The sequence below is a fragment of the Agreia sp. Leaf283 genome, assembly GCF_001422485.1.
Classification (GTDB): Bacteria; Actinomycetota; Actinomycetes; order Actinomycetales; family Microbacteriaceae; genus Agreia.
Map to the genome: position 1 here is coordinate 145,148 of NZ_LMNF01000002.1, position 12,283 is coordinate 157,430.

Consider the following 12,283-nt stretch of genomic DNA (forward strand, 5'->3'; position numbering starts at 1 on the left):
CCGCTGTGTTCGGGCGGCCACCGTGCCTAGGGCTTTGGCTTGGACTCAGGCGAGACGACGCTCGGCGTCTGGTCGGCGACCGGCGCGGCCTGTGCGGAGGAATCGGACGCAGTGGAGTCTGACGGCGACGAGTTCTCGTCTTTCATCGTCTTGACCTCGTTGCGGAAGATGCGCATCGACTGGCCGAGGCTGCGGGCGAGGCCGGGAAGCTTCGGCGCACCGAACAGCAAGACGACGACGACGAGGATGATGAGTAGGTGGGGCCACCCAAATGCATTACCGAGCATCGGTCCGTCCTTCCCAGGCGTGTGGTGCGGTTATCAGTCTACCCCGCGCCAGGCGGGTGTCCCTGCGAAGCTGCCGCATGGTCGCCCGGCGGTCCCGTTCGCGATCCCGACGGTTCGCCACCGTCGAGTACCCGTCGAGGATGGCGTTCGGCGGTGCGTCCGCAGTGAGTTCGTCGACGTTGCGCTGCAGAAGGTCGATCTTGTCGGTCAGTCGTTCCAGTTCCTCGACGACCGCGATCCCCTTGCGGAAGAGACGCCACCCGGAGTACCCGATCGTGCCCACCAGCGCCAGCGCCAGCACGAGCCAGATCACGATCCACGACCACCACTGCATCGTGACAGCCTACGCGTTCGCGATCGAGGGGTACTCGTCGGTCGGGGCAGGATACGCCGCCCGGGCGTCGACGGCCCACTGTCGCACGGCTTGCCGGGCCTCGGGAGGGTCGACCACGCGGGCTACTCCCGCGAGCCCCGCGACGAGTCGGGTGAGGCCGTGGAAATGCGCGACGCGAACGGATGCCCGGCTCAGCTCCCCGACGCGGGTCACCCGGGTGCCCTCGGGCACGAACTCCCCCAGCAGGCCGAGCGCCTCCGGTCGGAATTCGAGGACGACGGTCGTGTGCTCGCCCGAGGTGTCGAAGAGCGAGTCGCTGAGGGCCACGTCGGACGGCCGATGCTCGATGGGCAGCCCGGTGACACTCAGGCCGTCGATGCGGTCGAGGCGGAACGTGCGAACGGATTCGCGCGAGTGATCCCAGGCCCGCAGGTACCAGTCGTCGTCGTCGGAGTCGAGGCGCAGGGGGTCGACGCGTCGATGCTCCGACTGGCCCTTCGAGTCCCGGTAGTCGAACTCGAGCTGCATGCCCCGCGACAGCGCGTCGCCGATACGGGCGAAGGAGTCGTTCGTCGCCGCCGGCGAGACGATCAGTTGGCTCGGCGTCTCCGATGCGCCCCGAGCCAGCTTGGCGGCCAGGCTCGAATACGCGGCGGAGTCGACGTTCTCGGGCAAGGACTGGAGGTACTGCAGACCGGCGATGAGCGCCGACGCCTCGCGTGCGGAGAAGCGCGGCGAGTCGTCGATGGCGACGAGCTGGGTGATGATGATCTCGTTCTCATCGAAGGCGTCCCAGTCGATGTCGAACAGGTCGCCGTGCTGGTAGTTGCTGTCGCTTCCCGGCACGCCGGAGACGGCGATCAGCAGGACCGCCTCACGGATCGTCTGCTGCGAGACCCCGAAGTGCCGCGCGGCGTCGCTCACGCTCACCTGGGTCTGCTGGATCAGGTAGGGAACGAGCGAGAGCAGGAAGGTCAGCTTGTCCTGGGCGTGATGGAAGCCGCCGGGAGTGTTCTGGTCGGCGCTCATACGGCATCCGTCTCGTCTGAGTGGCTCGCGATGATGGCGGCGAGCCGGTCGCGAACGGCCGTGACGAGACCCGTCGGGGAGATCACGACCACCTCGGGCCCGAAGGCGGCGAGGTCGTCGGCCAGTACGGCGAGGTCGGTGTAGTGCAGTGCGATCGTGCCGTCCGGGTTCCGGATGCTGCCCCGCCGCTTGCCGAGACGGGATTCGGCATCGGTGCCGGGCCGCACCGAGACGTGCGCGACGTGGGTGCGCCAGATCTCGTCGAGTTCGGCGAGGGCGTCGTCGCCGGCCGTCGCCGAGGCCGTCTGGGGTGACGGCGTGCGTGTGACGACGACGGGACCGACGATCCTCGACAGAAGGAAGGTGCGCGGGGCATCCGCCTTCTGATCGAAGGCCTGGAGATACCACCGACCCTGGTGCTGCACGACCGCCGCCGGCGCGACGAGTCTCTCGCGGGCATTCAGCTCGCCCGGCTTGAGATAGCTGAAGCGAACGAGCACGGCCTTGTCGAGAGCGTCGGTCAGCGGCCCGAAGGCGGCATCGCGGGTGCGGATGCGCGGCGCATAGCCGATGAGCTGCTTGCTGCCCTCCGTGCCCAGGGACCTCAGTTTGAGCAGGGCCCTGCGGGACTCACCCGAGAGCGAGCCCTCCCGCCAGACCATGGCAGCCAGGTTCAGCAGCGTGGTCTCCTCCGGTGTGAAGGAGATGTCGGCAGGAAGGTCGTAGTCGCCTTTGGAGATGCGGTAGCGAAGGGCCTGGTTGTTTCCCGGATCGGTCGGCGACTCAAGGGTCTCCAGCGGCACCCCGAGTTCGCGGATGTCGTCCTTGTCGCGTTCGAACTGTCGCTCGAGGCTCGAGTTGTCGCCGCCGGGAACGAACTTCTGCCGGTAGCCCTGCACGGCGCCCAGGATCTCCGCCTTGGTGAGTCCGATCTCCGTGGAGACCAGAGCCAGCACGAGACTGAAGAGCCGCTCCTCCACCGCTACCGCAGCGGCAGAGGCGTCACTCGACGGGATCGATGGGGAGGACTCGGGCACGGACTTCATTTTAGTGCGCCGGCCGCCCGCGGCGGCCGAGGCCGAGCCGCTCAGGAGGCCGGGTTGGCGCCGAGGATGTCGACGACATACACGAGCGTCGATCCGGCGGGAGCACCGGTCGTTCCCGTGTCTCCGAAGCCATCGGCCGGGGGCACGACCACGAGTACCTGCGACCCGACTGTCTGGCCGACCAGCGCCTTCAGGAGTCCGGGAACCACGCCATTCTGGTCCGTCGAGATGTCGGAGGCGCGAATCTGCGTCGCCATGCCGTCTGCCCAGCTGGAGGAGAACACCGACTTGTCGTCCCAGACGACGCCGAGCGACTGGACCACGAGGACATCTCCCTCGGCGACTGTGGCTCCCGAGCCCTTCTTCAGGGTCGTGTACCGGAGGTCGGTGGGAATCGTGCCGGAGGGGATGGTGACGCCGGGGCGGCCGTCGGGGGCCGTGACGACGCTGGGGAAGCCGGCCTCGGCCGGCTCCGCCGCGCCGGTGGCGGCACCCGGGTACACCGAGGTGATGTCGAAGAGGTAGGCATCGGCGGTGTCACCGGCAGGAACCTGCGTGGCGTCGGTCGTGGCCTCGGCCGTAGGGATGACGGCGGCGATGCGATCTCCCGCGCGAGCGCAGGCGAGGGCGTCGGTGAATCCGGGAGGGGTGACCTTCTCATCGAGCGTGATCATGAAGGGGGTCTGCTGGGCCGACGAGGTGTCTGTGCCGGAGGCCAGCACCGCCTTGCCCCAGATCACGTCGCCCACCTGGGCGGCAGGGCCCGAGCCCGCCGTGAGGACCGAGCGCTCGGTCTTCTTCGACACGAGGGGCGTGGCGAAATCGAGGGTGGCCGCCCCGGGGTCGCCCGCGGCGGTGATGGTCTCCGAGGCGGAGCCGGGCTGTGCCAGGGGCGAGCAGTCGCCGTCGGCGAGACCCGATGTGGTCGACGCGCAGGCCGACAGGGTGGCGAGAAGACCCGCGGACAGAATGAGCGCGAGTGACTTGCGCACGGATCCTCTTTTCACTGGTGGTTGAGCGGACAACAGCTTAGTTTATTCCGGCTCGGAGTCGTCGCCGGGTGCCGCCGGCGCGGTATCGCCGCTCGTCCTCGCGGTGGCCGTCGCGGTCGCCATCCGCACCCGCTTGCGCAGGCTCTTGGGACTGATTCCGCGTTCGCCGAGGGCGCCCGGGGTCCAGGCCTCGACGTCGTCGTCGGAGTATTCGGACTTGGATGCGCGTCGCTTCAGCTCCGGAAGCTCGGTGCCGGGCGCGAGCCGACGCGCGGTGACCAGGAAGCCCGTGTGGCCGATCATGCGGTGATCGGGCCGCACGGCGAGGCCTTCGACGTGCCATGAGCGGATCATCGTCTCCGACGGCTGGGGGTCGGTGAACGAGCCGGTGCTTCGAATGGTCTCGACCACGCGGGAGAGCTGCGTGACCGTCGCGACGTAGCAGAGCACGACGCCGCCGGGCTTCAGTGCGTCGGTGACGGCCGGGATGCACTCCCACGGGGCGAGCATGTCGAGGACGACCCGATCGACGGAGTGGTTCTCATGCTTCTCCGGCAGAGCCTCGCTCAGATCGCCGAGTGTGATGCTCCAGTTCTCTGGAGCCGAGCCGGAGAACGCGGTCACGTTCGCCATCGCGACATCGGCGAATTCCTCGCGCCGCTCGAACGACGACAGCGTGCCCTCCGGCCCGATCGCGCGCAGCAGCCAGAGCGAGAGCGCACCGCTGCCCACGCCGGCCTCGACGACGGTGGCGCCCGGGAAGATGTCGGCCTGGCCGAGGATCTGGGCCGCATCCTTCGGATAGATGATGGCGGCGCCGCGGGGCATCGACATAACGAAATCGGTGAGAAGCGGTCGGAGCACGAGGTACTCGACGCCCACCGTGTTCGCGACGACCGACCCGTCGGGCCGGCCGATGATCGCGTCGTGGTCGATGGCGCCGCGATGGGTGTGGAATTCCGCGCCCGCCGTCAGGGTGATGGAGTTCAGCTTGCCCTTGGGGCCGGTGAGCTGTACGCGCTCGCCGACGCGGAACGGTCCGGAGAAGGAGTTCATGGTCACTGGTGTCGACTTCCGGTCGTGGGATGGATGATGGGCGATCGACGGTGTTCGGCCAGCGCGACCGCGACGTCGTCGACGGTGCGGCCCTCGAGCGTGGCCCACAGCACACTGGCCGCGCTGTCATCGAGCGGGAGGATATGGGGAACGCCGATGGTGACCGCTCCTGAGGCCGCCGCGCTGGCGACGCCGGGGACGGAATCCTCGATGGCCACGCAGTCCTCGATCGGCACTCCGAGGAGACGGGCGGCCTCGAGGTACGCCTCGGGATGGGGCTTGCTGTTCTCGACACTGTCACCCGACACCACGACGTCGAAGGCGTCGAACGGGATGAACGACCTGACGTGCTCCGCCATCACACCGAGCGACATGGTCACCAGGGCGCACGGCACATCGTGCTCGCGCAGGGCCGACAGCAGTTCACGGGCTCCGGGTCGCCAGGGCACCGAGATGCTGATGCGCGTCATGACCTCGGCCGTCAGGTGGTCGACGATCGCGTCGGCCGTCATGTCGACGCCGTGCCGCTGCAGGATCTGCGCCGAGCGCTCCAGGCCCGATCCCACGAGGGTCAGGGCGTCCTCGTGCGTCCACGTGCCGCCGAAGCGGGCGACGAGAGCGGTCTCCGAGTCCATCCAATAGGGCTCTGTATCGACGATGGTTCCGTCCATGTCCCAGAGAACGGCGGCGGGGAGGCGTGTCTTCACGTCGAAGGAGTCTACGGGTCGCGGGCCCCGTCGGAATCGACGGCCTATCCTTGACAGACGATCACGCAACGACGAAAAGGGTTCTCGACACGGTGACACAGGGCAACGAATTCCTCAAAGGGCGACTTCTCGTCGTCGCATTCGAGGGCTGGAACGATGCAGGAGAGGCCGCGACGGGTGCGGTCCAGCTTCTGCGCGAACAGCTCGACGTCGTGACGCTCGCCGGCGTCGACGCCGAGGAGTACTTCGACTTCCAGTTCAACAGGCCGGTCGTGTCGCAAGACGATGAGGGCACCCGTGCCCTGATCTGGCCGAGTGCGACCCTCTACGGGCCGGCCAGCACCGACGTCGACAACATCCCCCTCGCCGCCGATGCCGAGCTCAGGGTCGGATCGGACAACACGGGCAACGTCTTCCTGCTCGTGGGTGCGGAGCCGTCTCGCAACTGGAAGAAGTTCACGGTCGAGGTGCTAGACGCCGCGATGACGGCCGGGGTCTCCGGCATCGTCCTCCTCGGAGCGATGCTCGCCGATGTTCCGCACACGCGGCCGATCTCGATCACCGCGACGAGCGAGAACGCGTCTGTCCGCACCCAGCTCGGCATCGAGAGGTCCACATACGAGGGGCCTGTCGGCATCCTGAGCGTGATCGCCGATGCCGCCGAAGCTCTCGGCATAGCGACGGTCTCCATCTGGGCATCCGTTCCGCACTATGTGCACAACGCGCCGTCGCCCAAGGCGACCCTGGCCCTGATCGACAAGCTCGAAGAACTGGTCGACGTGGTGATCCCCCGGGGCGACCTGGTCGACGAGGCCTCCGCCTGGGAGTCCGGCATCGACGCGCTCGCGGGCGAGGACGACGAGATGGCCTCGTACATCCAGCAGCTCGAGCAGGCCCGAGACACCGTCGACTCGCCCGAGGCGAGCGGAGAGGCCATCGCGCAGGAGTTCGAGAAGTACCTGCGCAAGCGTGGCGACGGCCGACCCGACGAACCCTGGCGCCCGAAGGACTAAGGGGTCGGGCTCGTCAGATCGATGCCCAGCAGGGCGTCGATCGTCTGCGCGACGAGGCCGTTCGTCGCATGACCGCCGGCCGTCCAGCGGTCCATCGCAGCGAGGGCGGCCGGGGTGTCGAGGTCTGACGAGAGAACGGTGCGCAGCTCGTCGAGCAGGGCGACCTCGTCGCCGTGGGGTGCGGATGCCGTCGGTCGCGCCACGGCGTCGCGCCAGCGCTCGAGCCGGGCGACGGCCTCGGCCAGGCCCTGGTCCGTCCACTCCCAGTCGTCGCGGTAGTGGTGGGCGAGCACGGCGAGGCGCACCGCGGAGGGGTCGGCACCGGCTGCGCGCAGCGCCGAGACGAGCACGAGGTTGCCGAGCGACTTGCTCATCTTCTCGCCCTGGTAGGCCACCATTCCGGCGTGGGCGTGCACGTCTGCGAAGCGCTGACCGGTGAGTGCCGTGGCGTGGGCCGCCGAGAACTCGTGGTGCGGGAAGACGAGGTCGCTGCCACCCCCCTGCACGCAGAAGTGCGGGCCGAGAGCGTCGAGCGCGATCACCGAGCACTCGATGTGCCACCCGGGGCGACCCTCTCCGACGGGACTCGGCCAGGAGGGCTCGCCGAGGCGCGCCGCGCGCCAGAGCAGGGGGTCGAGACGATTGCGTTTTCCGGCCCTGTCGGGGTCTCCGCCGCGTTCCGCGAAGAACTCGGCCATCGTGGCCGCATCGAGACGACTCTCGAGTCCGAGGTGCCACTCCGTGCGCTCCGCGGCCGCATCGATGTCGAAGTAGATGTCCCGGCTGCCGGCATCCCGGGCATCGGGCGTGTCGACCCCGTAGCCGAAGCCGGCCTCGACGAGCCGGCGCACGGCATCCGCTATCGGGGCGACGACCTCGGTGACGGCGACGTAGTCGCGGGGCGGCAGGACGCGGAGCGCGGCCATGTCCGTGCGGAAGAGGTCGACCTGGGACTGAGCGAGCTCACGCCAGTCCACGCCGGTCGCGGTCGCCCGCTCGAGCAGCGGGTCGTCGACGTCGGTGATGTTCTGCACGTAGTCGACGTCGAGACCCGCGTCGATCCAGAGTCGCTGAAGGCCGTCGAACGCCAGGTAGGTCGACGCGTGGCCGAGGTGCGTGGCGTCGTAGGGGGTGATGCCGCACACGTAGAGACCGACGCGGCCGTCGACTCCCGCCGCCTCGACGAGCGATCCCGTCGAGTCGTCGAAGACCCGGGGAACGGGACCCCGTCCGGGAAGTGGGGGGACGACGGGCCTGCTCCAGGAATGCACTGGAAAAGACTACCGTCGCGCGGGGGTCAGGCCTGCATCGCTCCGGTGCCGAGCAGCACGATGAGGATCACGCCGAGCGCGATGCGGTAGACGACGAAGGGAAGGAAGCTGCGCCTCGAGATGTAGCTCATGAAGAAGGCGATGACGACGAGGCCCACGACGAAGGCGATGATGGTGGCCACCAGGGTCTCGAGCGGGCCGAAGACCTCGGGCGTGCACGTGGCGGTGGCGACGGTGCAGGTCTCTTTGACCGATTTGTAGACCTGGTAGAGACCGCTGCCGAAGACGGCCGGGATGGCGAGCAGGAAGGAGTAGCGGGCGGCGGCGGCTCGCTCGTATCCCATGAACAGTCCGGCCGTGATCGTGCCGCCGGAGCGGGAGACCCCGGGGATCAGGGCGAGGGCCTGGGCGAACCCGAAGACGGTGGCGTGCGGCACGGTCAGCTGGTCGAGGCGCCTCTTCTTCGCTCCCACGTAGTCGGCGACTCCCAGCAGGATTCCGAAGACGATGAGCGTGCCCGCCACGATCCAGAGGGAGCGCAGGGTGCTCTCGATCGCGTCCTGGAAGATCAGGCCGAGCACGACGATCGGCACGCTGCCGAGAATGATGAACCAGCCGAGCTTCGCGTCGGGATCGGAACGCGGAACCCGGCCGATGATCGAGCGGAACCACGTGGAGACGATGCGCGAGATGTCGCGCCAGAAGTAGATGACGACGGCCGTCTCTGTTCCGAGCTGCGTAATCGCCGTGAAGGCGGCGCCCGGGTCGTCGCCCGTGCCCAGGAGGCGGCCGACGATGAGCAGATGTGCACTCGACGAGATCGGCAGGAACTCGGTGAGTCCCTGAACGAGGCCGAGGATGACGGCGTTGAGGAAGTCCACGAACTCTCCAAAGGAAATGATGCGACGTAGTCGGTCGGGCGTGCGGTGGTGCGGCCGGTCAGTAGCGGAGCAGGAGGTCGGTCAGAACCTTTCTGCCAAACACTAACGCGTCGAGGGGAACCCTCTCGTCGACGCCGTGGAACAGGGCGGGGAAATCGAGGGTCGGCGGCAGCTGGAGGGGCGCGAAGCCGTAGCCTTTGATGCCGATCGTGCTGAGGGCCTTGTTGTCGGTTCCCGCCGAGAGCAGGTATGGAAGCACCTGCGCCTCGGGGTCGAACTCGTGGAGACTCGCGATCATCTGGTCGACGAGAGGCCCCGAGAAGTCGGTCTCGAGGCCGATGTCCTGATGCGAGATCTCGACGTCGACACCCGGACCGGCAAGCTCCCGGATGCGTGCGATGACCTCGTCCTCCTGGCCCGGCAGCACGCGGATGTCGAGAAGGGCCTCCGCGCGATCGGGGATGACGTTGTGCTTGTATCCGGCGGTGAGCCCTGTGGGGTTCGCCGTGTTGCGCAGCGAGGCGGAGATGAATCGGGATGCCGTGCCGGTCGCGATGGCGAGTTCGTCCGGGGTCGTTCGCTGCGGGTCCTTGCCGAGGATCGCGGCGACGCGACCGAGGAGCTCGGTGGTGGTCTTGGTGAGGTGCACCGGCCATTCCTGGCTCCCGACCCGGGCGACCGCACCGGCGAGCCGGGTGATGGCGTTGTCGGAGTTGATCTGCGATCCGTGCCCGGCTGTTCCACGCGCGACCAGCCTGGCCCAGATCAGGGCCTTCTCGCCGGTCTGCACGAGGTAGGCCCGGGTGCCGTCGAGATCGATCGAGTACCCGCCGACCTCGCTGATCGCCTCCGTCGCGCCGGCGAAGAGATCCGGGCGGTTCTTCACGAGGTAGTGCGACCCGAGGACTCCCCCGGCCTCCTCGTCGGCGAAGAACGCGATCACGAGGTCGCGGGCCGGCTTGCGCCCCGACGACAGGATGTCGTCGAGCGAGGTCAGGATCATCGCATCCATGTTCTTCATGTCGACCGCGCCGCGGCCCCAGAGCATGCCGTTCTTGATCTCCCCGCCGAACGGGTCGACCGACCAGTCGTCGGCGATCGCCGGCACCACATCGGTGTGTCCGTGCACGACGAGGGCGCCGCGGCTCGGATCCTCCCCCGCCACGCGGGCGACGACGCTCGTGCGTCCGGGTTCGGAGTCGATGAGTTCCGGCACGAGGCCGAGGCGTTCGAGGTGCGCGGCGACGTACTCGGCCGCATCGGTTTCGCCGTTGGACCTGCCCTCACCGAAGTTGGACGTGTCGAACCGGATCAGGTCGCGGGCGATCACGGCGGTGGCATCGAGACCGGGCTCGGGGCCGGGGTTCGCAGGCGTCGAAGTCATGGCATCACGGTACCGCAGGGCCTGCCCGCACCCGTGGCGTCGAGAGGGTTTCAAACCGTGCTATCGTCTTACCTTGGTTGCACCGGGAACGGAAAGCAGCTCATCCAGTCCGGATGGCGGAAATGGCAGACGCGCTAGCTTGAGGTGCTAGTGCCCGTATAGGGCGTGGGGGTTCAAGTCCCCCTTCGGACACAGACTGAAAATTACCCCCGACCTCTCGTTTCACACGAGATGTCGGGGGTTTTTCGTTGCCGCCGATCGGCCACGGTGCGCTCATATGACGGAGTGTGACCAAGGCGTGATCATATTGGTCGCCCGTCGAGGCCGAGAGCATAGTAGGCTGTTCGTAGAAGTTGATGTGCCTCGCACGTCCGGGGTGCCTGCGGTGCCCTGCCCGACACTGTTCGGGCCCAATCCTGGGAGACGACGAACACCCCGACGAGTGGCCCCGACAATCGGGACCGAATTATCACTCCAGGAGGAGTTTGCAATGGCTACAGGCACAGTGAAATGGTTCAACGCTGAAAAGGGATTCGGCTTCATCGCCCCCGAAGACGGCAGCCCCGACGTGTTCGCGCACTACTCGGCTATCGCCTCCAGCGGATACCGCTCGCTCGACGAGAACCAGAAGGTCGAATTCGACGTCGCACAGGGCCCCAAGGGTCCCCAGGCTGAGAACATCCGCCCCCTCTAAGTCTTTCCTCGGTCGGTCTCAGATCCGCGAGAGCGGCGTCTGATTCCCATTGACGCGAAGCTTAAAAACGAAGGCCCTTCACCCATCCGGGTGGGGGGCCTTCGTCGTTGCCAAACAGAATCAGCGACACGCCGCCTCGCCTGGCCTGATTCGATTATGGAGCGTGTATAGAACCGCACCTCATTCGTTGCTAGTGTGAACGATGTTGTTTCTGTGACGAATGTGACTCACCTTTCGTCGCGATCTTTGGGGAAAACGGGGAATTCATGCTCGACAGCACCATCGCCTCGAACGAAAGGCCGTCGCGGCGGCGCTCATCGTGGCGGAGCGCCCTTGCGACGACGGCCGTGATCGGACTGCTGGCGGTCGGCGCCGTCTCGTCGGCACCCGTGGCAGCCGACAACTACCCCTCCTGGGACGATGTCGTCGCAGCCCGCGCGTCCGAGGCCGGCAAGGAAGCCGAAATCGCGCGCATCACCGGCCTTATCGACGGTCTGCAGACCCAGGTCGCCGAGGCCCAGACGGCTGCGAGTTCGCGTTGGCAGGAGAACCAGACTGCCCAGACCGCCTACAACGCGGCATCCCTCAAGGCCGAGCAATTGTCTGCGCAGGCGAAGGCGGCCCACACGAAGGCCGACGATTCACGTACCCAGGCCGCGATCCTCGCCGCCCAGTTCGCCCGCTCGGGCGGCAACGATCTGTCGTCTCGCCTGTTCGTCGATTCAGACAAGGCCGACAGCCTCCTCTACCAGCTCGGAGCCATGTCGAAGCTCAGCGAGTCCACGACGGGCATCTACCAGCAGGCCGAGATCGACCAGAACGCGGCGACCTCGCTCAGCGACCAGGCCGACGTCGCCCGCGATGCCCTCGGTTCCCTCGCCGCTTCGGCGCAGAGTGCTCTCGACGACGCCGTCACCGCCCAGCAGGCCGTCGGCGCCGCACTTCTCGAGCAGCAGGATCACGAGGCCGAACTGACGGTGCAGCTGCAGGCGCTCACGTCGGATGTCGCGCTCACCGAGGAGCAGTACCAGGCGGGCGTGCAGGCTGCCGCGCAGGCCAAGCAGGCCGCCGATGAGGCGGCGGCGAAGGCGGCCGCAGACGCGGAGACTGCGGCTCCTGCTCCCGACGCTCCCTCTTCCGGAGGCGGATCCTCCGGCGACGAGTCCTCCGGCGGCAGCGCTCCTAGCGCTCCTGCTCCCAGCGCACCTGTACCTTCGGCCCCCGTGGTCAATCCTCCCCAGAGCTACAACGGCGACGCGGTCGTCGCCTACGCCGAGCAGTTCGTCGGAGTCGTGCCCTACGGCTGGGGTGCTGACCCCAGCGACAGCTTCGGATGCGACGGGCTGACCCAGTACGTCTACAAGCAGTTCGGCATCAACCTGCCGCGTTACGTTCCCACCCAGGCCGCCCAGGGCATCCGCATCTCGTCGGCCGATGCCCGCGCCGGAGACGCGGTGGTCTGGAGCGGTCACATCGGCATCTACGACGGTCACGGCGGCGTCATCCACTCCCCCGACTGGGGTCGCTACGTGACGCACGCCAGTTCGCTGTGGGGAAGCTACTACTTCGTTCGCTTCCTGTAGGCCAGC

At 67.7% G+C, this 12,283-nt stretch carries 13 protein-coding genes and 1 tRNA gene; 4 read left to right on the forward strand and 10 right to left on the reverse strand.

Features of this window, described 5'->3' with window-relative positions; genetic code table 11:
- Positions 1 to 26: 26 nt before the first annotated feature.
- Genes tatA through ASF51_RS09625 form a run of 7 tightly spaced genes read right to left on the reverse strand, consistent with a single transcriptional unit; the run spans position 27 to position 5,451 of the window.
- Entirely contained in the window at positions 27 to 287 is a 261-nt protein-coding gene (tatA, locus tag ASF51_RS09595) for a Sec-independent protein translocase subunit TatA (protein WP_055928566.1), read from the reverse strand.
- The gene (locus ASF51_RS09600; protein WP_055928568.1) at positions 277 to 621 is read right to left on the reverse strand and encodes a hypothetical protein; all 345 of its coding nucleotides are present in this window, start codon (positions 619 to 621) and stop codon (positions 277 to 279) included. The genes tatA and ASF51_RS09600 overlap by 11 nt, the downstream gene beginning before the upstream one ends.
- A 9-nt stretch (positions 622 to 630) precedes the next feature.
- Positions 631 to 1,650 (reverse strand): YafY family protein, encoded by a 1,020-nt coding sequence (locus ASF51_RS09605; RefSeq protein WP_055928571.1) that lies wholly within the window; start codon positions 1,648 to 1,650, stop codon positions 631 to 633.
- Positions 1,647 to 2,687 carry a YafY family protein gene (locus tag ASF51_RS09610; protein ID WP_055928574.1) on the reverse strand — a complete coding sequence of 347 codons (1,041 nt, stop codon included), beginning with the start codon at positions 2,685 to 2,687 and terminating at the stop codon, positions 1,647 to 1,649. The genes ASF51_RS09605 and ASF51_RS09610 overlap by 4 nt, the downstream gene beginning before the upstream one ends.
- Before the next feature lie 50 nt (positions 2,688 to 2,737).
- Positions 2,738 to 3,688: an FKBP-type peptidyl-prolyl cis-trans isomerase gene (locus ASF51_RS09615; protein ID WP_055928577.1), complete on the reverse strand. Its 951-nt coding sequence runs from the start codon at positions 3,686 to 3,688 to the stop codon at positions 2,738 to 2,740.
- A gap of 42 nt (positions 3,689 to 3,730) precedes the next feature.
- On the reverse strand, positions 3,731 to 4,744 hold the full coding sequence (locus tag ASF51_RS09620; protein WP_055928580.1) for a tRNA (adenine-N1)-methyltransferase: 1,014 nt from the start codon (positions 4,742 to 4,744) through the stop codon (positions 3,731 to 3,733).
- Between the two features lie 2 nt (positions 4,745 to 4,746).
- Entirely contained in the window at positions 4,747 to 5,451 is a 705-nt protein-coding gene (locus ASF51_RS09625; protein WP_055928583.1) for an HAD family phosphatase, read from the reverse strand.
- Positions 5,452 to 5,543: 92 nt separating this feature from the next.
- On the opposite strand from ASF51_RS09625, the gene ASF51_RS09630 reads away from it, so the two are divergent.
- Entirely contained in the window at positions 5,544 to 6,464 is a 921-nt protein-coding gene (locus ASF51_RS09630; protein WP_055928586.1) for a proteasome assembly chaperone family protein, read from the forward strand.
- On the opposite strand, the gene mshC is transcribed toward ASF51_RS09630, so the two are convergent.
- The 3 genes from mshC to ASF51_RS09645 are packed head-to-tail and all read right to left on the reverse strand — an operon-like array spanning position 6,461 to position 10,000.
- Complete coding sequence (mshC, locus tag ASF51_RS09635) at positions 6,461 to 7,735, reverse strand: cysteine--1-D-myo-inosityl 2-amino-2-deoxy-alpha-D-glucopyranoside ligase (RefSeq protein WP_055928589.1); 1,275 nt, start codon at positions 7,733 to 7,735, stop codon at positions 6,461 to 6,463. The genes ASF51_RS09630 and mshC overlap by 4 nt on opposite strands.
- Before the next feature lie 26 nt (positions 7,736 to 7,761).
- Positions 7,762 to 8,616 (reverse strand): undecaprenyl-diphosphate phosphatase, encoded by an 855-nt coding sequence (locus ASF51_RS09640; protein ID WP_055928592.1) that lies wholly within the window; start codon positions 8,614 to 8,616, stop codon positions 7,762 to 7,764.
- Positions 8,617 to 8,674: 58 nt separating this feature from the next.
- The gene (locus ASF51_RS09645; RefSeq protein WP_055928595.1) at positions 8,675 to 10,000 is read right to left on the reverse strand and encodes a M20/M25/M40 family metallo-hydrolase; all 1,326 of its coding nucleotides are present in this window, start codon (positions 9,998 to 10,000) and stop codon (positions 8,675 to 8,677) included.
- A gap of 107 nt (positions 10,001 to 10,107) precedes the next feature.
- Between ASF51_RS09645 and ASF51_RS09650 the strand changes: the two genes are divergently transcribed.
- The 3 genes from ASF51_RS09650 to ASF51_RS09660 all read left to right on the forward strand — a co-directional run bounded on the left by ASF51_RS09650 (position 10,108) and on the right by ASF51_RS09660 (position 12,277).
- Positions 10,108 to 10,192 (forward strand) — tRNA-Leu (locus ASF51_RS09650).
- A 298-nt stretch (positions 10,193 to 10,490) separates the two neighbouring features.
- Entirely contained in the window at positions 10,491 to 10,694 is a 204-nt protein-coding gene (locus tag ASF51_RS09655) for a cold-shock protein (RefSeq protein WP_044443312.1), read from the forward strand.
- Positions 10,695 to 10,960: 266 nt separating this feature from the next.
- Positions 10,961 to 12,277: a C40 family peptidase gene (locus ASF51_RS09660; protein WP_055928597.1), complete on the forward strand. Its 1,317-nt coding sequence runs from the start codon at positions 10,961 to 10,963 to the stop codon at positions 12,275 to 12,277.
- The last annotated feature ends 6 nt before the right edge of the window (positions 12,278 to 12,283 follow it).